At 69.6% G+C, this 24,321-nt stretch carries 19 protein-coding genes; 13 read left to right on the top strand and 6 right to left on the bottom strand.

The genetic code is table 11. From position 1 onward, the window contains the following. Positions 1 to 3 precede the first annotated feature (3 nt). The 3 genes from rpsR to rpsF all read right to left on the bottom strand — a co-directional run bounded on the left by rpsR (position 4) and on the right by rpsF (position 1,267). Entirely contained in the window at positions 4 to 240 is a 237-nt protein-coding gene (gene rpsR / locus ACIPAE_RS09420) for a 30S ribosomal protein S18 (RefSeq protein WP_031512678.1), read from the bottom strand. Between the two features lie 43 nt (positions 241 to 283). Then, entirely contained in the window at positions 284 to 886 is a 603-nt protein-coding gene (locus ACIPAE_RS09415; RefSeq protein ID WP_328466566.1) for a single-stranded DNA-binding protein, read from the bottom strand. Positions 887 to 976: 90 nt separating this feature from the next. Next, a complete protein-coding gene (rpsF, locus tag ACIPAE_RS09410) occupies positions 977 to 1,267 on the bottom strand; it encodes a 30S ribosomal protein S6 (RefSeq protein ID WP_328466567.1) in 291 nt (96 codons plus the stop codon). Between the two features lie 256 nt (positions 1,268 to 1,523). Between rpsF and ACIPAE_RS09405 the strand changes: the two genes are divergently transcribed. The 3 genes from ACIPAE_RS09405 to ACIPAE_RS09395 all read left to right on the top strand — a co-directional run bounded on the left by ACIPAE_RS09405 (position 1,524) and on the right by ACIPAE_RS09395 (position 4,252). After that, entirely contained in the window at positions 1,524 to 1,838 is a 315-nt protein-coding gene (locus ACIPAE_RS09405) for a hypothetical protein (protein WP_328466569.1), read from the top strand. A gap of 188 nt (positions 1,839 to 2,026) precedes the next feature. Then, a complete protein-coding gene (locus ACIPAE_RS09400) occupies positions 2,027 to 3,148 on the top strand; it encodes a peptidoglycan bridge formation glycyltransferase FemA/FemB family protein (protein WP_328466571.1) in 1,122 nt (373 codons plus the stop codon). Between the two features lie 63 nt (positions 3,149 to 3,211). After that, complete coding sequence (locus ACIPAE_RS09395; protein WP_328466573.1) at positions 3,212 to 4,252, top strand: alanine racemase; 1,041 nt, start codon at positions 3,212 to 3,214, stop codon at positions 4,250 to 4,252. Between the two features lie 33 nt (positions 4,253 to 4,285). Here the strand turns inward: ACIPAE_RS09395 and ACIPAE_RS09390 are convergent, their stop codons facing one another. Both ACIPAE_RS09390 and ACIPAE_RS09385 read right to left on the bottom strand, forming a co-directional pair. Then, positions 4,286 to 5,800 carry a glycosyltransferase family 87 protein gene (locus ACIPAE_RS09390; RefSeq protein WP_402444030.1) on the bottom strand — a complete coding sequence of 505 codons (1,515 nt, stop codon included), beginning with the start codon at positions 5,798 to 5,800 and terminating at the stop codon, positions 4,286 to 4,288. 125 nt (positions 5,801 to 5,925) lie between these two features. Continuing rightward, positions 5,926 to 8,676, bottom strand: a complete 2,751-nt coding sequence (locus tag ACIPAE_RS09385) for a transglycosylase domain-containing protein (protein ID WP_402444028.1) — start codon at positions 8,674 to 8,676, stop codon at positions 5,926 to 5,928. 359 nt (positions 8,677 to 9,035) lie between these two features. On the opposite strand from ACIPAE_RS09385, the gene ACIPAE_RS09380 reads away from it, so the two are divergent. The 3 genes from ACIPAE_RS09380 (at position 9,036) to ACIPAE_RS09370 (ending at position 12,252) form a co-directional block, all read left to right on the top strand. After that, positions 9,036 to 9,626, top strand: a complete 591-nt coding sequence (locus tag ACIPAE_RS09380) for a helix-turn-helix transcriptional regulator (RefSeq protein ID WP_329367022.1) — start codon at positions 9,036 to 9,038, stop codon at positions 9,624 to 9,626. Positions 9,627 to 9,698: 72 nt separating this feature from the next. Then, positions 9,699 to 10,781: an inositol-3-phosphate synthase gene (locus tag ACIPAE_RS09375; RefSeq protein ID WP_329367020.1), complete on the top strand. Its 1,083-nt coding sequence runs from the start codon at positions 9,699 to 9,701 to the stop codon at positions 10,779 to 10,781. A 157-nt stretch (positions 10,782 to 10,938) separates the two neighbouring features. Continuing rightward, the gene (locus ACIPAE_RS09370; protein ID WP_329367018.1) at positions 10,939 to 12,252 is read left to right on the top strand and encodes an MFS transporter; all 1,314 of its coding nucleotides are present in this window, start codon (positions 10,939 to 10,941) and stop codon (positions 12,250 to 12,252) included. Positions 12,253 to 12,400: 148 nt separating this feature from the next. On the opposite strand, the gene ACIPAE_RS09365 is transcribed toward ACIPAE_RS09370, so the two are convergent. Then, the gene (locus tag ACIPAE_RS09365; RefSeq protein WP_329367016.1) at positions 12,401 to 13,846 is read right to left on the bottom strand and encodes a CCA tRNA nucleotidyltransferase; all 1,446 of its coding nucleotides are present in this window, start codon (positions 13,844 to 13,846) and stop codon (positions 12,401 to 12,403) included. Between the two features lie 203 nt (positions 13,847 to 14,049). Here ACIPAE_RS09365 and ACIPAE_RS09360 point away from each other — a divergent pair, with 203 nt between their 5' ends. The 7 genes from ACIPAE_RS09360 to trxA all read left to right on the top strand — a co-directional run bounded on the left by ACIPAE_RS09360 (position 14,050) and on the right by trxA (position 24,214). Beyond that, positions 14,050 to 16,407: a DUF6049 family protein gene (locus ACIPAE_RS09360; protein ID WP_402444024.1), complete on the top strand. Its 2,358-nt coding sequence runs from the start codon at positions 14,050 to 14,052 to the stop codon at positions 16,405 to 16,407. 26 nt (positions 16,408 to 16,433) lie between these two features. Then, a complete protein-coding gene (gene murJ, locus ACIPAE_RS09355) occupies positions 16,434 to 18,935 on the top strand; it encodes a murein biosynthesis integral membrane protein MurJ (protein WP_402444022.1) in 2,502 nt (833 codons plus the stop codon). Positions 18,936 to 19,073: 138 nt separating this feature from the next. Beyond that, positions 19,074 to 21,026, top strand: a complete 1,953-nt coding sequence (locus ACIPAE_RS09350; protein WP_402444020.1) for a serine/threonine protein kinase — start codon at positions 19,074 to 19,076, stop codon at positions 21,024 to 21,026. 32 nt (positions 21,027 to 21,058) lie between these two features. Next, positions 21,059 to 21,784, top strand: coding sequence for an RNA polymerase sigma factor SigM (gene sigM / locus ACIPAE_RS09345; RefSeq protein WP_402444018.1), 726 nt, complete (start codon positions 21,059 to 21,061; stop codon positions 21,782 to 21,784). After that, on the top strand, positions 21,781 to 22,740 hold the full coding sequence (locus tag ACIPAE_RS09340; protein WP_402444016.1) for an anti-sigma factor family protein: 960 nt from the start codon (positions 21,781 to 21,783) through the stop codon (positions 22,738 to 22,740). The genes sigM and ACIPAE_RS09340 overlap by 4 nt, the downstream gene beginning before the upstream one ends. Positions 22,741 to 22,864: 124 nt before the next feature. Then, complete coding sequence (gene trxB / locus ACIPAE_RS09335; protein WP_329367003.1) at positions 22,865 to 23,815, top strand: thioredoxin-disulfide reductase; 951 nt, start codon at positions 22,865 to 22,867, stop codon at positions 23,813 to 23,815. 51 nt (positions 23,816 to 23,866) lie between these two features. After that, the gene (gene trxA / locus ACIPAE_RS09330) at positions 23,867 to 24,214 is read left to right on the top strand and encodes a thioredoxin (RefSeq protein WP_329367001.1); all 348 of its coding nucleotides are present in this window, start codon (positions 23,867 to 23,869) and stop codon (positions 24,212 to 24,214) included. Positions 24,215 to 24,321 lie beyond the last annotated feature (107 nt).

The raw sequence follows: 24,321 nt of genomic DNA, 5'->3' as shown, positions 1-24,321 counted from the left end.
TCCTTATCGAGCCGTCGAGGTGTACGGCAGCAGCGCCATCTCGCGGCTGTTCTTCACCGCGGTGGCGACGTCACGCTGGTGCTGCGTGCAGTTGCCGGTGACGCGACGGGCACGGATCTTGCCGCGGTCGGAAATGAACTTCCGCAGCATGTTCGTGTCCTTGTAGTCCACGTACACGGTCTTGTCCTTGCAGAACGCGCAAACCTTCTTCTTCGGCTTGCGCGGGGGCGGCTTCGCCATGGTCTCTCTCCTGTGAGCTCAAGAAGTGTGTGAGGGTCGCCCTCTAGAAGGGCGGCTCGTCCGAGTAGCCGCCGCCGGCACCGCCGGAGGAACCGGAGCCGCCGCCCCAGCCACCTCCGCCGCCGCCCTGCTGGCCGCCGGCCGGTGCGCTGGTGGCCCAGGGGTCGTCGGCGGGAGCCCCGCCGCCGCCCTGCTGGCCGCCCCAGCTGCCTCCGCCGCCGGCCTGGCCACCGCCACCACCGCCGCCGTAGCCGCCCTGCTGGCCGCCGCGACCGCCGCCGCCACTGGTCTTGGTGACCTTGGCGGTGGCGCTGCGCAGGCTGGCGCCGACTTCGTCGACGTCCAGCTCGTAGACCGTCCGCTTGACGCCTTCACGGTCCTCGTACGACCGCTGCTTCAGTCGGCCCTGCACGATGACGCGCATACCGCGCTGAAGCGACTCGGCGACGTTCTCCGCTGCCTGCCGCCAGACCGAGCAGGTGAGGAAGAGGCTCTCGCCGTCCTTCCACTCGTTGGTCTGCCGGTCGAAGGTGCGGGGGGTGGACGCGACGCGGAACTTCGCGACCGCCGCACCGGAGGGGGTGAAGCGCAGCTCGGGGTCGTCGACGAGATTGCCGACGACCGTGATGACGGTCTCGCCTGCCATTGGGATGACCTCTCGACTGGCTTGGTGGGCGGTGCAGTGGTGGTGGCTGCTACTCGGTGGTTCGGTACTCGGTGGTCCGGGAGACCCGGATCAGTGGAGTTCCGGACGCAGGACCTTGGTCCGCAGCACCGACTCGTTCAGGTTGAGCTGGCGGTCCAGCTCCTTGACGACCTCGGGCGTGGCCTTGAGGTCGACGACCGAGTAGATGCCCTCGGGCTTCTTGTTGATCTCGTAGGCGAGACGACGACGGCCCCAGGTGTCGACCTTCTCCACACTGCCGCCGCCACCGCGGACGACGGACAGGAAGGACTCGATCAGCGGGGAGACAGCGCGCTCCTCCAGATCGGGGTCGAGAATGAGCATGAGCTCGTAGTGACGCATAGGGGAACCCACCTCCTTTGGACTCAGCGGCCACGGCGTTTCCGTGGCAGGAGGGTTTGGCTTGCGTCGCAACGGTAACGCGGGGCACCGACAGTGCTTCCCGCGCCGCCGTTGCCCGGCGAAAGGCCGGTGCAGACCGCCCAGCGTACCCGGGTCGGTCCCCCGGGTTGAAATCCGCCCGGTTATGCCCCCAATCTGTATACATCGGGTGTGGCCGGCGCTACCTTGCGCCACCTCTCCATCACGGAGGTGCCTCATGGCACAGCAGCACACAGCCCAGACGTCCTCGGCCCGGACCCATCACCTCACCTTCAACACCGACGGCAAGCGCCATCCGCTGGAGAACTCGCTCCTCGCGATCACGCTCGTCCTCGGCATCGTCGCGGTCACCACGGCCGGATTCCACAGCCTGCACGTGGTCAGCTCCGCGACCGGCCTGGCCGGCATCCTCACCGGTGCGTGGGGCCAGTACATCTCGGTCACCACCGCCGAGCGGTTCGCACTCATCATCGGCCTGGGGATGGCCGCGCTCGGCTTCTACCTGGGCGTGGCACACGGCGGCTTCTCGTAGGCCGTTCCTCCTCCCGTCCTCCGTTCGTGCCCCTTCCGTCGCCTGCCCGCCCGCCGTCCGTCCTCCTTCGGCGAAACGGCGGTCGGTCGTCGAGGGAACGGCTGACGGGCAGTAGCGGCGGCGCTCCCCTCCCGCAGTAGGCTTCGGGCCAGCAAAAGCCCGCAGTCGGAGCATGGGGAGCGCCCCGTATGAGCCTGTCCCTGAGGACCATCAGCCGAAAGCAGCACCTGGACTACATCCAGGGCCTGTCTTCGGCGAGCCACTGCCAGGTCCCGGCATGGGCCGATGTGAAGAACGAATGGCGCTCGGAGAACCTCGGCTGGTTCGATGACGGCACCGGGGAGTTGGTCGGTGTCGGCCTGGTGCTCTACCGCCAACTCCCCAAGGTCAAGCGGTACCTCGCGTACCTGCCCGAGGGCCCGGTGATCAACTGGTACGCGCCGAACCTCGACGAGTGGCTGCAGCCGATGCTCAAGCACCTCAAGCAGCAGGGTGCGTTCACCGTGAAGATGGGTCCCCCGGTGATCATCCGCCGCTGGGACGCCGGGGCGGTCAAGGCGGGCATCGCCGACCCCGACGTCAAGCGGCTGCGCGATGTCGAGGCCACCTACGTCGAGCCGCGCGCCTTCGAGGTCGCCGACCGGCTGCGCCGGATGGGCTGGCAGCAGGGCGAGGACGGCGGCGCGGGCTTCGGCGACGTGCAGCCGCGGTACGTCTACCAGGTGCCGCTGGAGAACCGCTCGCTGGACGACATCCTCAAGGGCTTCAACCAGCTCTGGCGCCGCAACATCAAGAAGGCCGACAAGGCCGGCGTGCAGGTGATCCAGGGCGGCTACGACGACCTGCCGGTGTGGCAGAACCTCTACGAGATCACCGCCACCCGCGACCACTTCCGGCCGCGCCCCCTGAGCTACTTCCAGCGGATGTGGACCACGCTCAACGGCGAGGAGCCCAACCGGATGCGGCTGTACCTCGCCATGCACGAGGGCGAGGCGGTCGCGGCGGCGACCATGCTGACCGTCGGCCGGCATGTGTGGTACTCCTACGGAGCCTCCGCGAACCACAAGCGTGAGGTGCGCCCGTCCAACGCGATGCAGTGGCGAATGCTGCGTGACGCGTACGCGATGGGCGCCAGCGTGTACGACCTGCGCGGTATCAGCGACTCCCTGGACGACAAGGACCATCTGTTCGGCCTGATCCAGTTCAAGGTGGGCACCGGCGGCCAGGCTGCCGAATACTTGGGCGAGTGGGACTTCCCGCTCAACAAGCTGCTCCACAAGGCACTCGACATCTACATGTCGCGCCGCTGACCGGCCGACTCTCCGCTCGGACCGGCTCCGGGCGGAGCACCGAAGAAAGGTCCTGACCACGCGATGGCGCTCACCCTCTACGTCGACACCGCGCGCTGGCGTGCGCACCAGCAGTCCGTGGTCGACCAGTTCCCCGGCATCGTGCCCGTCTGCAAGGGGAACGGCTACGGCTTCGGCCACGAACGACTCGCCGACGAGGCGACCCGGCTGCGCGCGGACATGCTCGCGGTCGGCACCACTTACGAGGCCGCCCGCATCAAGGACTACTTCGGCGGCGATCTGCTGGTGCTCACCCCGTACCGGCTCGGCGAGGAACCGGTGCCGCTGCCGGACCGGGCGATCCGCTCGGTCTCCTCGGTGGAGGGGGTGCGCGGGCTCGTCGGCGCCCGGGTGGTGATCGAGGTGATGAGCTCGATGCGGCGGCACGGCGTCTCCGAGGACGACCTGGTCAAGCTGCACACCGCGATCGACGACGTGCGCCTCGAGGGCTTCGCCATCCACCTGCCGCTGGACCGCGCCGACGGCAGCGACGCGGTGGAGGAGGTCTTCGCCTGGATGGAGCGGCTGCGGGCGGCCCGGCTGCCGCTGCACACGATGTTCGTCAGCCACCTCAGCGCGACCGAAATGGCCACCCTCCAGCAGCAGTTCCCGCAGACCCGGTTCCGGGCCCGGATCGGCACGCTGATGTGGCTCGGCGACCACGACGCCACCGAGTACCGCGGCGCGGTCCTCGACGTGACCCGGATCGCCAAGGGCGAGCGGTACGGCTACCGGCAGGAGAAGGCCGCGGCCGACGGGCACCTGGTGGTGGTGGCCGGCGGCACCTCGCACGGCGTGGGCCTGGAGGCGCCGAAGGCGGTGCACGGCCTGATGCCGCGGGCCAAGGGCGTGGCCCGGGCCGGCCTGGCCACGGTCAACCGCAACCTGTCGCCGTTCGTGTGGGCGGGCAAGCAGCGCTGGTTCGCCGAGCCGCCGCACATGCAGGTGTCGATCCTGTACCTGCCCAGCGATGTGGCGCCGCCCGCGGTCGGCGACGAGCTGGTGGCGCACCTGCGGCACACCACCACCCAGTTCGACCGCGTCGTGGACCGCCAGTCGGCGTAGGGCCTCGGCCGGCGTCGGTCGGCCGAAGCCAGCTCAGCCTGTGTAGGACCCGCCCTCGGGGTGGGGCCCGCCGTCGGCGTACGGCACCGGCGGCGCCGACGCGTGCTTGGGCTCATGCACGGGTGTGCCGAGGACGAACGCGTCCTCGGCACCCTCCAGGACACCGCCGGCCGGGTCGTCCGACCCGTCCTGCCGCAGCACGTCGTGCTCGGGCAGCAGGATGTCGCGCACCACCAGGGCGCACAGGTACAGCACGCCGAGCAGGTGCACACCGATCGCCAGGTGATACGCGTCGGCGGTCAGGCCGTGGTGCTTGGCGCTGTTGAGGTAGGCCAGCCGGTACCAGATGCCGAGGAAGTACAGCACCTCCGCGCCCTGCCAGATCGCCAGATCACGCCAGCGCGGCCGGGCGAGCACCGCCAGCGGCAGCAGCCACAGCACGTACTGCGGCGAGTAGACCTTGTTGCTGATCAGCAGCGCGGCCACCATCAGGAAGGCCATCTGCCCCAGCCGCGGCCGGCGCGGCGCGTACAGGGCGAGCGCGGCGATGCCCACGCACAGCAGCAGCATCAGGGCGATGCCGTACTCGTTGACGCCGTCGAGCGCGTTGCCGGAGCGGTCCCTGACGATCATCCACAGGGAGCCGTAGTCCGTGCCGCGGTCCTTGCTGAAGGTGTAGAACTGCGCCCAGCCGTGCGGCGCGAAGGCCATCACCGGCAGGTTCACCACCAGCCAGGCAGCGACCGCGGCGCCCAGGGTCCGGCCGAACTGCCGTAGCCGGCCGGCCCGCAGGCAGAGCAGGAACAGCGCGCCGAGCAGCAGTACCGGGTAGAGCTTGGCGGCGGCGGCCAGCCCGATCAGTACGCCGGCCCGGCCCGGGCGGCCGCGCGACCACAGCAGCAGCCCGCCCGCCGCCAGGGCGACCGCGAACAGGTCCCAGTTGATGGTGGCGGTCAGCGCGAGCGCGGGGGACAGGGCGACGAACAGGCCGTCCCAGGGTCGCCGCCGGTTGGTGCGCGCCACGCACACCACCAGCGCGACCGCGCAGATCATCAGCATCCCGGAGTTGGCGATCCAGAAGATCTGCGCGCTGTGCTGCCCCGAGCCGGGCGGGGTCAGCCAGGACGCCACCTCCATGAACAGCCCGGTCAGCACCGGGTACTCGAGGTAGTGGAGGTCGGCCGAGCCGCTGAGGGAGTCGGGGATGCGGTCGAAGTACGGCACCAGGTCGGCGCCGAAGCCGCGCTGGGTGTACATGTGCGGGATGTCGGAGTAGCAGGCGTGGGCGTACTGCTGGTCGCTGGGCGGCGGCTGGAACCAGCCGCCCGAGTAGCAGGACGTCTTCTGCACCATGCCGAGCGCGAACATGCCGATCACGACGAGCACCATCACCCGCAGCGGGTTCCACCAGCGGTGCCCGGACAGCGCCCAGCGGCCGGCCGGGCCGCCGATGAACTCGCTGCCCGCCGCGGCCACCGGGTCCTCGTCCGTGGGGCGCACGGGGGACTCTCGCCGGTCGTCGTCTGCTCGGTAGCGCACGCTCGTCATGGCGCCATCCTGCCGTACCGGACTGTGTGCGCGAGAGCCCCCGGGACCGTCACGGTTCCGGGGGCTCTCACAGGCTGTCTCAGAGGTCGTGCCACCGGCGGCTCGGCGCCGGGGTCACGGCCGGGTCATTGCTTTCGTGTGCTGTTCGTCGTCCCCTGCCACCCGTTGCCGCCGTTGCTGCCGCCGTTGCCCGTCCCACCGTTGGTGTTGCCACCGTTGGTGTTGCCGCTGTCCGTACCGGTGGGCGGCGTGGTGGGCGACGTGGGGCAGCCGAAGATGGAGCACGGCGGGGTGGTGGGCGTGGTGGGCGTCGTCGGCGGGGTGGTCGGCGGCGTCGTCGGCGGGGTCGTCGGCGGCGTCGTCGGCGGCGTGGTCGGCGGCGTGGTGGGAGGCGGCGGGGGCGTCGGGCTCGTCACGTTGCCGTAAATGACCTTGCCGATCTCCTCCGCCGGCTGCTCGAAGTCCTTGTTCGGCTGGCCCTTCATCGCCGCGCTCATGTAGTCCTTCCAGATCTGCGCGGGGAAGGAGTCACCGTGCACCTTCATGGCGCCACCGGTGCCGTACATCGGCAGGAAGGCGTTCTGCTTGCCGTCGTGGGACTGGTCGTCGCGACGGAACATCACGATCGAGGTGGCCAGCTGCGGGGTGTACCCGTCGAACCAGGCCGACTTGTTGTCGTCGGTGGTACCGGTCTTGCCGGCCGCCGGACGGCCGCCGGGCAGCTGGGCCGGGGTACCGGTGCCCTTCTTCACCACGTCGGTGAGCATGTCGGTGATGGTGTCCGCGACCGTCGGGGAGAAGGCGACCTTGGTCTTGAGCTGGTGCTTGTAGATCTGCTTGCCGTTGTGGACGACGGTGCTGACCGAGTACGGGTCGTTCTGCCGGCCGTGGTTGTCGAAGGTGGCATAGCCGTCGGCCATCCGGATCGCGCTCGGCGAGGAGGTGCCGATCGAGTACGTGACGCTGTTCTTGTAGTCGTCGAGGCCGTTGGAGGCGTCGGCGACCAGCCCGGCCGCGACCGCGGCGTCGTGCACCTTGTCGGTGCCGACGTCCTGGCCGAGCTGGACGTAGGGCGAGTTCAGCGACTTGTCCAGCGCCACCCGCAGGGTGACCCTGCCGAAGTTGTCTCCGTCGTCGTTCGGCTGGCGCCACTGGAACGGCTTGTTGTTCTTGTCGTAGCCGATCCACGGTTTGCCGGTGTAGTCGTTGATCAGCTGGTTGTCCTTACCGCTGAACTCGCTGTCCGGCGACACCAGGGTCCGTTCGCTCAGGCTCTGGGTGGCGCCCCCGTTCGGGTTCCGGACGCCGTAGGTCATCGCGGCGGCCAGGACGTACGGCTTGAACGTCGACCCGACCTGGGCGCCGGTCTCGTCGGCGTTGTTGGTGAAGTGCTTGGTCGCGTCGGTGCCGCCGTAGATGGCCACGATCGCGCCGTCCGACGGGTTCACCGAGGCGCCGCCGAACTGGACGAACTTGTCCATGTCCTCGCCGTTCACCACATGGGTGCCGCCGGGTTTGATGGACTTCTTCTGGACCTTCTTGACCGCGGCCTCCAGCGCCTGCACCTTCGGCTTCTGGAAGGTGGTGTGGATCTGGTAGCCGCCCTGGTTGAGCTGGTCGTCGGTGAGGATCTTGTTGTTGATCACGTAGCTCTTGGCGAGGTTGACCATGTAGCCGATCTGCCCGGCCATCTGCGCGTTCTGCTTCGGCGGATCGGGCATCGGGTAGGTGGTGTACTTCGCTCGCTGGCCGGCGGACAGCAGCTTGTCCTTGACCTCGAGGTCGAGGATGTCCTTCCAGCGGATCATCGAGTTCTTCTTGTTGCTCGCCGCCGTCGCGATCGGGTCGATCGTGGGGTTGCCCGCCGGGTCGTAGTACGTCGGGCCCTTGAGCAGCGCCGCGAGGAAGGCGCACTGGCTCGGGTCCAGCTTGATGGCGTCGACGCCGTAGTACGTACGGGCCGCCGCCTGGATGCCGTAGGCGCCGCGGCCGAAGTAGGAGGTGTTGAGGTACCCCTCCATGATCTTGTCCTTCTTCATCGTCGCGCCGACCTTGATCGAGATGAAGAGTTCCTTGAACTTGCGGCTGAACGTCTGCTGCTGGTCGAGCCGGGTGTTCTTCACGTACTGCTGGGTGATGGTCGAGCCGCCCTGGGTCTCGCCGCCCTTGGCCATGTTGAACAGCGCGCGGGCGATGCCCTTGGGGTCGACGCCGCGGTCGGTCTCGAAGGTCTTGTTCTCGCCGGCGATCACCGCGTTCTGCATCGCCTGGGGAATCTCGTCGATCGTGATGTTCTGGCGGTTGACCTCGCCGCCGGTCGCGATCATCTGGCTGCCGTCGGCCCAGTAGTAGACGTTGTTCTGCGCCTGGGCCGCGAGGTTCTCGTTGGGGACGCTCACCATCGCGTACGCGATCCCGATCACGCCGACCAGGGTGCCGAGGAAGCCGACGCACAGGGCCGCGATCTGGCGCCAGGACGGCATCCAGTGGCGCCAGCCCACCTTGCCGAAGCGGGGGTAGTCGATGAACCGTTTCTTGCCGGGGCGGCGGCCTGCCCGCCCGGCCGGACCGCCGCCCGCCGCGGTGCCGGTAGCGGCCGCACGGCGCCTGCTGCGCCCCTGAGCGGCCCTGCGGGCGGCCGCGCGGCCCTCGTACGGCTGCTGCCGCTCGTCGCCGGCGCCGCGGCCGCCTGAAGGCGAGCCCGCGGAGTGCGTACCGCCGGCCGGGGTGCCGCCCGGCGGCGTGTCCGCGGGCGGGGTGCCTCCGGCGGCTCGCCTGCCACCGGAGGAGGGGGGCGTCGGCTGCTGTCCCCCGCGCCGGGCGGCAGCGCGGCCGCCGGAAGGCGACTGCGGCGGCTTGCGACGGTGCTCGCTCATTGAACAGCTACTCCTCGACAGGCGGGATCGCCTGAAGGCATCGGTGACATTCCGGTCGGGTCCCCCTGCGCGCGGCTGGATCGGGCCGCACCGCACCAAGGATCATGACGCACCTTGACGCCACAGGGTTCCCAGTGCTCCGCATGGCGAACAGAGTACGCACGGTCAAATGCCGCTCGGCACGAACGTTCGTCACATATCGGGCAGTTGGCTGCTCACAGGTTTGCCGATGTGACGCCGGTCACCGCGCCTCGCCTTGCATGATGTCTCGGCCCGTTCTATCGTCACGATGTATCGAGTCGATACATCGAGCCGACACACACGCGGCACATCCGATCGGGAGACGAGGGGACGAGGGATTGAGCAAGCGCTCCGGAATCCTCGAGTTCGCGGTTCTCGGTCTGCTGCGTGAGTCCCCGATGCACGGCTACGAGCTGCGCAAGCGGCTCAACACCTCGCTCGGGGTGTTCCGCGCCTTCAGTTACGGGACGTTGTATCCGTGCCTGAAGACGCTGGTCACCCAGGGGTGGCTGATCGAGGAATCGGCGCTGGACAGCGATCCGCTGACCGCGCCCCTCGCCGGCCGCAGGGCGAAGATCGTCTACCGGTTGACGGCCGCGGGCAAGGAGCACTTCGAGGAGCTGCTCGCCAACTCCGGCCCCGACGCCTGGGAGGACGAGCACTTCGCCGCCCGGTTCGCCTTCTTCGGCCAGACGTCGAAGGACGTCCGGATGCGCGTTCTCGAAGGGCGGCGCAGCCGCCTGGAGGAACGGCTGGAGAGGATGCGCGGGTCACTGGCCCGCACCCGCGAGCGGCTCGACGACTACACGCTCGAGTTGCAGCGACACGGCATGGAGTCGGTGGAGCGCGAGGTCCGATGGCTCAACGAGCTGATCGAGACCGAGCGGGCCGGACGCGTCGAGCGTCCGACCCCCGAGCGGGACGACTAGACAACAACCAAGAGAACGGCGGCCGACCCGGGATCGGGGAACCGCGTGACTATTTCACAAGGAGCAACCGGTATGGGTTCGGTCCGCGTAGCCATCGTTGGCGTGGGAAACTGCGCCACCTCGCTGGTGCAGGGTGTCGAGTACTACAAGGACGCAGACCCGGACAGCAGGGTGCCTGGTCTCATGCACGTGCAGTTCGGTGAGTACCACGTGCGTGACGTCGAGTTCGTGGCCGCCTTCGATGTGGACGCGAAGAAGGTCGGCCTCGACCTCGCGGACGCCATCGGGGCCAGCGAGAACAACACCATCAAGATCGCCGACGTCCCGCAGACCGGCGTGACGGTCCAGCGCGGCCACACCCTCGACGGCCTCGGCAAGTACTACCGCGAGACCATCGAGGAGTCCGACGAGACCCCGGTCGACGTCGTCGAGATCCTCAAGGACCGCAAGGTCGACGTCCTGGTCTGCTACCTGCCGGTCGGCTCCGAGGCCGCGGCGAAGTTCTACGCCCAGTGCGCCATCGACGCCAAGGTCGCCTTCGTCAACGCGCTTCCGGTCTTCATCGCCGGCACCAAGGAGTGGGCGGACAAGTTCACCGAGGCCGGTGTGCCGATCGTCGGTGACGACATCAAGTCCCAGGTGGGCGCCACCATCACGCACCGCGTGCTGGCGAAGCTCTTCGAGGACCGCGGTGTGGTGCTGGAGCGCACCATGCAGCTCAACGTCGGCGGCAACATGGACTTCAAGAACATGTTGGAGCGCGAGCGCCTGGAGTCCAAGAAGATCTCCAAGACGCAGGCCGTCACCTCGCAGATCCCGGACCGCGACCTCGGCGCGAAGAACGTGCACATCGGCCCGTCCGACTACGTCCAGTGGCTCGACGACCGCAAGTGGGCGTACGTCCGCCTCGAGGGCCGCGCGTTCGGCGACGTCCCGCTGAACCTGGAGTACAAGCTCGAAGTCTGGGACTCCCCGAACTCCGCCGGTGTCATCATCGACGCGCTGCGCGCCGCGAAGATCGCCAAGGACCGCGGCATCGGCGGCCCGATCCTGTCGGCGTCCTCGTACTTCATGAAGTCCCCGCCGGTGCAGTACTTCGACGACCAGGCCCGCGAGAACGTCGAGAAGTTCATCCGCGGCGACGTCGAGCGCTGAACCTCCCGTCCGGACCGCCGGCCACCGCACGACAGCTTCACCGCTGAAATGGTGGCCGACAGAACGACGATGTGACGGTCGGTCGACCGACCCGAACGACTGAGCAGGGCCCCGGGGCGCGTACCCGGGGCCCTGTCCGTCGTGTGAAGGTGTGCACATGGGTGTTCTGCGTGACCTTCGGGTACTGCTGCGACTGCCGGATTTCCGGCGGCTGCTGACGGTACGGCTGCTGTCGCAACTCTCCGACGGCGTCTTCCAGGTCGCGCTCGCCGCCTACGTGGTGTTCTCGCCGGAGAAGCAGGCGTCGCCCGGGGCGGTGGCCTCCGCGATGGCGGTGCTGCTGCTGCCGTACTCCCTGCTCGGCCCGTTCACCGGGGTCCTGCTCGACCGCTGGCGGCGGCGCCAGGTGCTGCTGTACTGCAACGCCCTGCGGGCCGTCCTCTCGTGCGGAACCGCCGGGCTGATCCTGCTCCATGTGCCCGACTGGCTCTTCTACCTCTCCGCCCTGTCGGTGACCGGCGTCAACCGGTTCGTGCTCGCCGGGCTGTCGGCCGCACTGCCGCGTGTGGTGGACGGCGAGCGCCTGGTGACGGCGAACTCCCTTTCGCCCACCGCGGGCACCCTCGCCGCCGCGGTGGGCGGCGGCGCCGCGTTCGTCGTGCACCTCTTCCACGCGGCAGGAACCGGCGCCGACGCGGCCACCGTGCTGCTGGCAGCCGTGCTCTACCTGTGCGCGGGCCTGTCGGCGCTCACCCTCGGCCGCGACCTGCTCGGGCCGGACATCCGGGGCGGCCGCACCCGGGTACGCGCCGAACTCGCCGGCACCGCGCGCGGCCTCGCCGAGGGATTGGGGCATCTGAGGCAGCGGCCGGCCGCCCGCCAGGCGCTCTCGGCGATGACGGCGATGCGCTTCTGCTACGGCGCCCTGACCGTCACCCTGCTGATGCTGTGCCGCTATGCCTGGTCGGACCCGTCCGACAGCAACGCCGGACTCGCCCTGCTCGGCCTTGCCCTCGGTCTGTCCGCTGCCGGCTTCCTCGTCGCCGCGGTCATCACTCCCTGGGCCACCACCCGGTTCGGCACCGCGGGGTGGATCACCGGCTGCTCGGCCGGGTCCGCACTCCTGCTGCCGCCGTTGGCGCTACCGTTCGCGAAGACTCCGATGATGGTGGCCGCCTTTGCGCTCGGCGTCACCACCCAGGGCGCCAAGATCGCCACGGACACCGTCGTGCAGACCCATGTCGACGACACTTACCGCGGCCGGGTGTTCTCGCTCTATGACGTGGCATTCAACGTGGCCTTCGTCGGAGCCGCGGCGATCGCCGCCCTGATCCTGCCGTCGGACGGCCGCTCCTCGATGCTGGTGATCGCCCTGGCGCTGATCTACGCGGGGGTCGGCTACGCGATGTTCCACGTGGAACATCGGCCGGCGATGTTCCACGTGGAACAGGAAGCGGAGGAGAACGGCTGAAGGCAGAACGGCTGAGGGCACCGGACCGGAGACGATCGATGTTCCACGTGAAACATCGACCCGGCCGGCATCAATCCGTGGCATCAGCCTCTCGACGTCAGGCCCTCGGCAGGGGACTCGCTCGACCTCAGCCAGTTCCCCGCCGGCATCAGCTCTGCGCCGCCCACCATTCCTTCAGCGCGGCCACGGCCGCGTCCTCGCCGAGCGGGCCGTTCTCCAGCCGCAGCTCCAGCAGGTGCTGGTACGCCTTGCCGACCACCGGGCCCGGCGGGACCCCGAGAATCCCCATGATCTGGTTGCCGTCCAGATCGGGACGGATCGCGTCCAGCTCCTCGCGCTCCTGAAGTTCGGCGATCCGCGCCTCCAACCCGTCATAGGTACGGGACAGCGCCGCGGCCTTGCGCTTGTTGCGGGTCGTGCAGTCGGAGCGGGTCAGCCGGTGCAGCCGCTCCAGCAGCGGGCCGGCGTCGCGCACATAGCGGCGTACGGCCGAGTCGGTCCACTCGCCGCTGCCGTAGCCGTGGAAGCGCAGGTGCAGCTCGACCAGCCGGGAGACGTCCTTCACCAGCTCGTTGGGGTACTTCAGCTTCGTCATCCGGGACTTGGTCATCTTGGCGCCCACCACTTCGTGGTGGTGGAAGGAGACTCGGCCGTCCGGCTCGAAGCGACGGGTCCGCGGCTTGCCGATGTCGTGCAGCAGTGCGGCCAGCCGCAGCACCAGATCGGGTCCGTCGGTCTCCAGGTCGATCGCTTGCTCCAGCACGGTCAGGGTGTGCTCGTACACGTCCTTGTGCCGGAAGTGCTCGTCCCGCTCCAGCCGCAGCGCCGACAGTTCGGGGAGCACCTGATCGGCGAGCCCGGTGTCCACCAGCAGCCGCAGGCCCTTGCGGGGGTGGTCGGAGAGCAGCAGCTTGTTCAGCTCGTCCCTGACCCGCTCCGCGGACACGATCGTGATCCGGTCGGCCATCGCCGTCATCGCGGCGACCACCTCGGGCGCCACCTCGAAGTCGAGCTGGGCGGCGAACCGGGCCGCTCGCATCATCCGCAGCGGGTCGTCGGAGAACGACGACTCCGGGGTACCCGGCGTACGCAGCAGCCGGGCCGCCAGGTCGTCCAGGCCGCCGTAGGGGTCCACGAACTCCGTCTCGGGCAGCGCCACGGCCATCGCGTTCACCGTGAAGTCCCGGCGCACCAGGTCCTCCTCGATGGTGTCGCCGTAGGAGACCTCCGGCTTGCGCGAGGTCCGGTCGTACACCTCGGACCGGTAAGTGGTCACCTCGACCTGGAAGCTCCTGGCCTCCTCGCCCTCGCCGGCGGGCACGTCCTTGCGGGCACCGACCGTGCCGAAGGCGATGCCGACCTCCCACAGCGCGTCCGCCCACGGCCGCAGGATCTTCAGTACCTGCTCGGGACGGGCATCGGTGGTGAAGTCCAGGTCGTTGCCGAGCCTGCCGAGCAGGGTGTCCCTGACCGAGCCGCCGACCAAGGCGAGCTTGAAACCGGCGGCGCTGAACAACCGGCCGAGGTCTTCGGCCACCGGCTCGATCCGGTGGTGGGCCTGCGGGGTCTGGGCGGCATTGCTGACGTTCGGCACAACGTCAAAGGGTACGGGGCGCGGGCGGGCCCTGGCGCGCCGGTTTCCCACGAGCTGTGGCGTACCTGTGGCGGACGCACAGCACTTGGACACCTCGACGATCGTTAACATGCCACCACGCACTTCCGCAGGACGCACAAGGCAGACGGACGACCGACCGGTGGCACCCACCGGCAGACGACGAACGAGGGACGGGCGAGCGCGTGGGCGAGGCGGCACAGGCAGCCGGTAGGGCTCCGACGGCACCGCGCCGACGGCTGCTGCGGGGCACAGCACTCCTTGCCGGAGCCGCGCTCCTCACCGGCCTGCTGCAGGCCGTGGGAGCCACCGCCTCGCACGCCGCCCCGGAACTGGCGGCAACGGCCGCCACCGGCTCGCGTGCGGCCGCGGTGACCGTCACCGACCTGAGCCCCCGCATCCCGTCCTCGGGCGACTCGATCACGGTGACCGGCACCGTGGTGAACAACGGCAAGTCGAAGATCACCGATGCGCGGATGGCCGCCCACGTGCCGCCCGGCGGAGCGGTGCACACGCGCAGCGCGCTGCTGAGCGAGGAGTCCAGGACCGGATTCGACGTCACCCTGGACGGCAAGGACATCAACGGCCACCAGGTCACCATGCCGGACCTCGCGCCCGGTCAGAGCGCGAAATTCACCATGAAGATCCCGGTGAGCGCCCTCTACCTCGGTCCTTCCGGCGGCGTGTACGTGGTCGGTATCGCGCTGGACGGACAGAACGCCGAGGTGCCGGCCGACCACGTCCTCGGCATCAAGCGGGTCTTCCTGCCCTGGTACGGCAACAGCAGCGGCGCGAAGTCGACCCGGCTCACCAATCTGTGGCCGCTCACGGACCGGCCGCACGTCGACCCGCGCGGGGACAGCGACTCCCAGCAGAGCCCGATCTTCACCGACGACGACCTGGTCAAGGAGCTCAAACCGGGCGGCCGGCTCGACGAGATGGTCAGGCTCGGCAGCACCCTGCCGGTCACGTGGGCCGTCGACCCCGATCTGCTGGCCACCGTCGAGGCGATGACGAAGCCCTACCGGGTGGCCGGACCAGGTGGTGATGTCACTCACCCCACCGACGGCACCGGCTCGACGGTGGCCAAGCAGTGGCTGAACTCACTCAAGACGGCCGTCGCCGGTCACCAGGTGGTGGCGCTGCCGTTCGGCGATCCGGACATCGCCTCGCTCGCCCACCACGCCAAGGGACAGACCAGCGACCTCAACCTGGTGAAGACCGGCACCGCCCTGGGCAAGACCACGGTCGACCTCATCCTCGGCGTCCAGTCCCTCACCAACGTGGCCTGGCCGGTGGACGGCGCGATCGACCCGTCCGTGGTGTCCGTGGCGCGGGCCTCCGGCGCCGACCAGATCATCACCCGCAACGACTCCCTCCGGGAGCACGCGACACTCGACCACACCCCGACCTCGGCCCGCTCCATCGGCGGGGGCACCACCGCGGTGAACACCGACGCGGTGCTGTCCACCGATTTCGACGGCGACATGAGCAAGCCGCAGAACGCCGGCCTCGCGATCCAGGACTACCTCGCGCAGACCCTGCTGATCACTCTCGAGGCGCCGGACACGCAGCGCAGCATCGTGGTGGCACCGCAGCGCATGCCGAGCATCGCGCAGGCGAAGGCGATGGCGGTCGCGATCGCCGCGGCGGACAGCAGCCAGTGGGCGGAGTCGGCCGACTACGGCACCGCCGCCAAGGCGAAGGCCGACCCGAAGGCCAACCACAAGGTTCCCTCGTCCAGCGCCTACCCGAAGTCGCTGCGCAAGCAGGAACTGCCCGTCGACGCCTTCCGGCAACTCCACGAGGTGCAGCTCAACCTCAACGACTTCGTGGTGATCCTCACCATCAAGGACCGCGTGACCGTGCCGTTCCGCAACGCGATGCTGCGGGCGACCTCCACCGGGTGGCGCGGCGACGACAGCGGCGAGAAGGCGTACCGCGACTCGATCGGCACCTACCTCACCGACCTGATCGACTCGGTCCACATCCTGCAGAAGTCCAATCTCACACTCTCCGGCCGCAGCGGCACCATTCCGGTCACCGTGAAGAACGAGCTGGGCCAGCAGATCAACGGCCTGGTGCTGCGGCTCAGCTCCAACTCCAACATCCGGCTCAAGATCAAGGACCCGCAGCAGCCGATCACCATCGACGGCGGCCATACCCGTACCCTGAAATTCCAGACCACGGCGAGCGCCAACGGTCCGGCACAGATCACCGCACACCTCTACACCCAGAACGGCGCGCTGTACGGCGGCACCGTGGACTTCAAGGTCCAGCTCACCAACGTCACCGACCTGGTGATGCTGATCATCGCGGCCGGTCTGCTGCTTCTGGTGCTCGCCGGGGTACGGATCTATCGTCAGCGCAAACGCCACGCAGCCGCGGAAGGCGGCACGAACGGTGGCACGAACGGCGGAGCGAACGGCGACGGCGGCGGCGACACCGACGGCACCGGGCCCGAGCAGCCGGGTGACCCTGCAGCTGACACCGGCCAGGACAGCACCGAGCCGTCCCCGGCAGGTGAGAAAGTGGACGGATAGCCAGCGGACAATAAGGTGGGGCACTGATGAACGCGCCGTACGACGGTGATCGCGACGCTGCGGGCCGGATGCCTCACACGCCCGAGCAGCACGCCGCGCCACCCGATCCCTATGCGCAGGACGGTTACGCCTACCAGCAGCCGTACCCGCAGCAGTACCCCCAGCCGGGCCCCGCGGGGCCCGGCCCGTCCGGCGACCAGTTCTACGACCAGTCGGCGCACCCCCCGCAGCAGCCGCACCCCCCGCAGGCTCAGCAAGCTCAGCAGCAGGCCGGCTACTACTGGCAGCAGCCGTCTCCCGCGACCTACCAGCAGATGACGTACGGCGACAACCCGGCCTCGCTCTATGTCGACGACCTCGGCCAGACCGGCGCGATTCCGGTCTTCGACTCCTACGAGCACCTCTTCCGCGACCAGCAGCAGGGCGGGTACGCCCCGCCGCAGCAGGACCCGCAGCAGCAGGGGCAGGGCTACCAGCAGGCGTACCAGCAGCCGCAGGACCCGCGCCAGGGCTACTACCAGCAGCCCCAGCCCGGATACGCCCAGCCGTACGGCTACCCGCAGGTCCCCGACAACGAAGGCACCGGTTACTCCGAGCCCGCGTACGAGGAACAGCCGTACGGGCAGCCGACCACCTACCAGGGCGACCACCAGTACGTCGAGCAGGGCTACGTCGACCCGCAGCAGGTCGATCCCCGGCAGTACGGCCAGGGCGCCGGCGCCGGCTATGCGGACCCGCGCTACGCCGACCCCCGATACGCCCCGGCGTACCAGCCGCAGCCCGGTCAGCCGGCCCCGGCCGGGGTGCCGGCCGGCGCCCCGGGGGAGGGCACCGGACTGCCGCCGCGGGACGCCACCGGTCAGATCCCGGTCGTCGCGCCCACCAGCGGCGGCAAGGCCGGCAACATCCTCAAGTCCAGCGCGCTCATGGCCGCCGGCACCCTCGTCTCCAGGGTGACCGGCTTCGTGCGCACCCTGGTCATCGCCGCCGCGATCGGCGTGGCCACCCTCGGCGACTCCTACGCGGTCGCCAACGTGCTGCCGACGATGATCTACATCCTCACCATCGGCGGCGGCCTGAACTCCGTCTTCGTGCCGCAACTCGCCCGCGCGATGAAGAACGACGAGGACGGCGGCGCGGCCTACGCCAACCGGCTGCTGACCGTGGTCATGGTGGTGCTGGGCGGCATCGTGGCGATCACCGTGGCCGGAGCGCCGCTGCTGGTCAAGATGATGTCCCCGAAGATCGCGCAGAACCCCGACTCGTACGACGTGGCGATCTCCTTCGCCCGCTACTGCCTGCCGACGATCTTCTTCATGGGCGTGCACGTCGTGATGGGGCAGGTGCTCAACGCCCGCGGCCGGTTCGGCGCCATGATGTGGACGCCGGTGCTCAACAACATCGTGGTGATCTTCACCTTCCTGATGTTCATCTGGGTCTACGGCCCCTTCAGCAGCACCCGGATGGACTCCAGCACGATCACCCCGCAAGGCGCACGGCTGCTGGGCATGGGCACCTTGCTGGGCCTGGTGGTCCAGTCGCTGTCGATGCTGCCGTATCTACGGGACGCGGGCTTCAAGTTCCGGCCGCGCTTCGACTGGCGCGGCCACGGCCTGGGCCACACCGCCAAGCTGGCGAAGTGGACGTTCTTCTTCGTGCTGGCCAATCAGGCCGGGCTGATCGTCGTCACCCAGCTCGCCACCTGGGCGGGCGCCGACGCGGACAAGAGCGGCTACCAGGGCACAGGCATCACCGCCTACAACAACGCGCTGCTGATCTGGCAGATGCCACAGGCCATCATCACCGTCTCGGTGATGGCGGCGGTACTGCCGCGGATCTCCCGGGCGGCCGCCGACGGCGACATCGCCTCGGTCCGCGACGACATCTCCTACGGCCTGCGGACATCGGCGGTGGCGATCGTGCCCGCCGGGTTCGCCTTCCTGGCGCTGGGCGTGCCGATGTGCGGCCTGCTGTACGCCAGCACCGGCGCGGAGTCCGCCCGGAACATCGGCTTCATCGTGATGGCCTTCGGAGTCGGGCTGATCCCGTTCTCCGCCCAGTACGTGATCCTGCGCGGCTTCTACGCCTTCGAGGACACCCGCACCCCCTTCTACAACACGGTGGTGGTGGCCGCGGTCAACGCGATCGCCTCCGTCATCTCCTTCCTCATCCTGCCCACCCGGTGGGCCGTCGTCGGCATGGCCTTCTCCTACGGCCTCGCGTACGCGGTCGGTGTCGGGGTGGCCGCCAAGCGGCTGCGCGGACGGTTGCAGGGCGACCTGGACGGCAAGCGGGTCATGCGCACCTACGCCCGGCTCACCGGCGCCTGCGTGCCCGCGGCGGCCGTGGCCGGGATCGCCGTGGTCGTCATCCTCAAGGCCCTGGGCAGTGGCGCGGCCGGCTCGATGGCCGCTCTGGTGGTCGGCGGCGGGCTGCTGCTGGGCGTGTTCGTGATCGCGGCCAAGCGGATGAGAATCGAGGAGATGACCGCGATGATCGGGATGGTGCGGGGTCGTCTCGGCCGCTGAACACGTGCCCCGGCTTTCCCGCTCCGTACCGCACAACCATCATGGTGGGCTGTGTGTCGTGCATAGAGCCGGAGTGCGGGCACAATTGTCATCGGCGTGACGTGAGAACGTGCAATGGATGGGGAGGCAGGAACGACGGTGGCGGATCGGAGCACGGCCGCCGTCGGAGTGGCCAACGAGGGCGGCGAGGGTTCGTCCTCCGCCCGGCAGGGCAGCGCCACTCCCGACGGCACCACGACGGACGAGCAGACCAGCGGCACCGCCGAGGACACCACAGCCCAGGAGCAGCCCGACACCGAACCGGCCGCCGAACCGATCGCGGGGCCGCCGAGCGAGAGCACGGCCCAGGACACCGTACGGATCGAGACCGCTGACGAGGACACCGGTCCCGCCGAGCCGACCGAACCCCTCGAAGCCGTCCCGCCGGCCGAACCCGTAGCGCCCGCCGGCAAGCCCGCCAAGGCCGCCGGCGCCGATCGACCCGCCGAACCCGCGCAGCCGAGCCCCGAGTCCGCCAAGACCGCCACCAAGACGGCCACGGCGCCGCCCGCGCCCGCCCCTGCTCCGGCCAAGCCCCGGATCACCGCTCCCGATCTGCACAGCGGCCACAAGCTGGCCCGCCGCTACCAGCTCGCCGAATGCGTGACCCGGGTCGACGGCTTCAGCAGCTGGCGCGCGGTCGACGAGAAGCTGCGCCGGGCGGTCGGCGTCCACGTACTGCCCGCCGACCACCCGCAGGCCCGTCCGGTGATGGCCGCGGCCCGCTCCGCCGCCCTGCTCGGCGACCCCCGCTTCGTCCAGGTCCTCGACGCCGTCGAGGACAACGACCTCGTCTACGTGATCCACGAATGGCTGCCCGACGCCGTCTCGCTCGGGGATCTGCTCAGGACCGGCCCGCTGGAGCCGCACGAGGCGTACCAGATGGTCAGCCAGGTCTCCCAGGGCATGGCGGCCGCCCATCGCGAGGGCCTGTCCCATCTGCGGCTCGACCCGGGCGCGGTACTGCGCACGGTCTCCGGCCAGTACCGCATCCGCGGGCTCGCCGTCGCCGCGGCGCTGCGCGGCCTGAAGTCGGACCAGCAGCGGCGGCAGGACACCGAGGCGATCGGCGCGCTGCTGTACGCCGCGTTGACCCAGCGCTGGCCGTACGAGGAGGACGCCCACGGTCTGACCGGCCTGCCCAAGGGCGTCGGCCTGATCGCCCCCGACCAGGTCCGGGCCGGCGTCCACCGCGGCCTGTCGGAGATCGCGATGCGCGCCCTCGCCAACGACGGCGCCACCGCTTCTCGCGAGGAGCCGCCCTGCACCACCCCGGAGGAGCTGGCCAAGGTCGTCGCGGGCATCCCGCGCATCCGGCCCCCGGAGCAGCCCTCACCGGCCTACGGAGTGGCATCCTTCCAGCAGCCCCCGGCCCCCCCGAGGGCCGGTGCTCCCCGCCAGGCGCCCGTGATCGCCGGACCGCCGCCCGCACTGCCGGGCCGCACCGGCCAGGTGCTCAAGTGGGCTGTGGCCGCGCTGCTGATCGTCGCGATCGGCCTCGGCAGCTGGCAGCTCGCGGACACCCTGCAATCCCGGGAAGGGCACTCGGCCACCCCGACGCCCACCGGTCAGAAGGGCGGCCAGGCATCGGCGCGACCGTCAGCCGGGCCGATCCCCATCGTCACGGCCAAGGACTACGACCCGTTCGGTTCGGACGGCGGCGAGAACCCGACGCAGGTGAAGTTCGCCTACGACAACCGTCCGGGCACCTCCTGGGAGACCAGCTGGTACACGGACGCCCACTTCGGCAACCTCAAGTCGGGAGTCGGACTGATCCTGGACCTGGGCAGCGCCAAGAACGTCGGCAGCGTGAAGGTGGACTTCGTCGGGCAGACCTCGGTGGACCTGATGGCGGCACCCGCGGGCACGTCCACGATGCCGACCGACTTCAACACCTTCACCAAGGTCGCCAGCGGTTCGGGCACGGAGGCGAAGCTCACCCCGAAGAGCAAGGTGACCACGCGCTTCCTGCTGGTCTGGCTGACCACACTGCCGCCCACCTCGGACGGCCACTTCCGTGGCCAGGTGTCCGAGATCCACGTCACGGGCTGAGCGCCCGGCGGTCAGCGGACGAGGGGGCTGCAGTGGAGGGAAGCGCACTCGGGGACGCCGAGCTTCTCGCCCGCCATGTCGCGGGCGATCCTGACGCCTTCGGCGAGCTGGTACGGCGTCACCGGGATCGGCTCTGGGCAGTTGCCCTGCGCACCCTGGGGGACCGCGAGGAAGCCGCTGACGCCGTCCAGGACGCGCTGGTGTCCGCTTTCCGCTCCGCCCATACCTTCCGCGGCCAGTCGGCCGTCACCACCTGGCTGCACCGCATCACCGTGAACGCCTGCCTGGACCGGGTCCGCAGGGCCTCCTCCCGGCGCACCTCGCCGGTCACGGACGAGAAGAGCCTCGACGCGCTCATGGAGCCGCACGAGTCCGCGGAGGCGCCAGCAGAGCGCGGCGAACTGCACCGGGAACTGCTCGCGGCGCTCGCCACCCTCCCCGTCGAACAGCGTGCCGCGCTGGTGCTGGTCGACATGCAGGGCTATCCGGTCGCCGAGGCCGCCGCGGTTCTCGATGTGCCGACCGGCACGGTGAAGAGCCGCTGTGCCCGCGGCAGGGCCCGTCTGCTGCCGCTCCTGCGCCATCTGCGGGCCGGCACGGAAGAGGCACCGGTCGCTCCATCCGCACCGACGGCCGGTCGGCCATCCGCTGATCGGCCACCCGGGCAGCGGCCTGCCCCGGAGAACGGACGGAACCGGGCGGAGGGGACATCCGTCCCACCGACAGGATCGACGCAGGACGGAGGTGGACACCGATGACATCGGCACCGGACAGCAGGCCGCATCCCGAGGTCACGGAGCTCTCCGACCTGACCGAGGACCTGCTCGCACCGGAGCGGGCGGTCGAGGTCCGCCTGCACCTGGCGGAGTGCCCGCTCTGCGCCGACGTCCTGGTCTCCCTCACGGAGATCAGCAGCCTGCTCGGCGAACTGACGGCGGACGAGCAGATGCCCGCCGACGTGGCCGACCGGATCGACGCGGCGCTCGCGGCCGAGGCGGCAACCGACGACAACGGTCGGCCCGATGTTCCACAGCGCGATGTTCCACGTGGAACATCGCCGAGCGGCGCGAGCCGTGTTCCACGTGGAACATCCGCCGCTCCCGCCGGTCGTCCCACCACCGATATCGGGCCGGGGCGTTCCAACCGATCCGACCGACGTCGTCGGCGGCGGGCTTTCACGCTCGCGGCCGGCTGGGCGGTCGGAGTCCTCGCGCTCGGCGGCATCGTCTACGGCGTGGTGTCGGCCGGGCAGAACTCGTCGAGTAGCGACGCCAGTGCCTCGAGTGCCGCCGGCGCCAAGCGATCGGACTCCACTCGGGCGACAGGTTCGATCGCCGACCAGGTACGGCAGCTGCTCGCCGATCCCTACTCCCCGAACCGGGCCGGCGGCGGTTCCACCACAGCCCCCAACGATGGCGTGTCCCCGATGTTCAACGGGACCGGCCAGGGCACCGGCTCGACGCCGAGCAACGGTGAAGACCAAAGCCAGGGTCACGTGGTGGCCGACGCGCCTTCATGTGTGTTCAAGGCCACGCATCGGACCCAGGCGCCCTTGGCCGTCGGCAAGGACCGCTACCAGGGCACCGACTCGTATCTTGTGGTGCTCCCACACCCGGCCGACAGCGGGCTGGTGGACGCGTTCGTCGTCGATGCCTCCTGCTCGGCCGATGCTCCGGGCACCGTGCTCTTCCAGGGCACCTATCCGCGTCGGTAGCCGGTCCCGGACGAGCACACGAGCGGCGTACCGACAGGGGAATGCCGGGCCCGTAGTATCCGTTAGGCAGGACGAGAGTCCAGCCAGGGCCCCGCAGTAGTTCGCAGAGACGAGGAAAACATCCGTGACCGACGTCCGTAACGTGATCATCATCGGCTCAGGGCCTGCGGGGTACACCGCGGCGCTCTACACGGCGCGTGCCTCTCTCAACCCGCTGGTCTTCGAAGGCTCCGTGACCGCGGGCGGTGCGCTGATGAACACCACCGAGGTGGAGAACTTCCCCGGCTTCCGGGACGGCATCCTGGGCCCGGATCTGATGGACAACATGCGGGCCCAGGCCGAGCGCTTCGGTGCCGAGCTGATTCCGGACGATGTCGTCGCGGTCGACTTCAGCGGTGACATCAAGTCGGTCACCGACTCGGCGGGCACGGTCCACCAGGCGCGGGCCATCATCGTCACGACCGGCTCGCAGCACCGCAAGCTCAACCTCCCCAACGAGGACCAGCTCTCCGGTCGCGGCGTCTCGTGGTGTGCCACCTGTGACGGCTTCTTCTTCCGCGACCAGGACATCGCCGTGATCGGTGGTGGCGACACCGCGATGGAAGAGGCGACTTTCCTCTCCCGGTTCGCCAAGTCGGTGAAGATCGTGCACCGCCGGGACAGCCTGCGGGCGTCCAAGGCGATGCAGGAGCGGGCGTTCGCCGACCCGAAGATCTCCTTCGTCTGGGACAGCGAGGTGGCGGAGATCAAGGGTGACGGCAAGCTCGCCGGCCTGACGCTGCGGAACACGACGAACGGCGACACTTCCGAGCTGCCGGTCACCGGCCTGTTCATCGCGATCGGCCACGACCCGCGGACCGAGCTCTTCAAGGGCGTGCTCGACCTGGATGCCGAGGGGTACCTCACCGTGCAGGCGCCGAGCACCCGCACCAACGTCCCCGGGGTGTTCGCGGCCGGAGACGTGGTGGACCACACCTACCGCCAGGCGATCACCGCTGCCGGCACCGGCTGCTCGGCCGCGCTCGACGCCGAGCGCTACCTCGCGGCGCTCACCGACGCCGAGAAGACCGCCTGACCTCGCGTCAGCACTCCCTCTCATACGCACCGAAACCTGAGGAGGCCCGCCGTGGCCGAGAACACCACGGGCGACACCAAGCCCAAGCACGTGACGGACGCAACCTTCGCGGAGGAGGTCCTCGCCAGCGACAAGCCCGTGCTGGTCGACTTCTGGGCGGAGTGGTGCGGCCCGTGCCGCCAGATCGCCCCGTCGCTTGAGGCGATCGCGGCCGAGCACGCGGACGAGATCACCATCGTCAAGCTCAACATCGACGAGAACCCGGTGACCGCCGCCAAGTACGGTGTCATGTCGATCCCGACACTCAACGTCTACAAGGGCGGCGAGGTCGTGAAGACCATCGTCGGCGCGAAGCCGAAGGGTGCCCTCGTCAGGGACCTCGCCGACTTCATCGGCTGACACAGCTCCAGGCCCGCTGGGTTGAAGCAAACGGCGGTGGTCGTGTTCCACGTGGAACACGACCACCGCCGTTTAAGCGGCACCATAGTCGGAGCGGTCACAGCGGG

The organism is Streptomyces sp. NPDC087270 (assembly GCF_044744625.1).
Classification (GTDB): domain Bacteria; phylum Actinomycetota; class Actinomycetes; order Streptomycetales; family Streptomycetaceae; genus Actinacidiphila.
The sequence above is the reverse complement of the archived record's forward strand: the minus strand, read 5'-3'. Positions and strand labels throughout refer to the sequence as shown.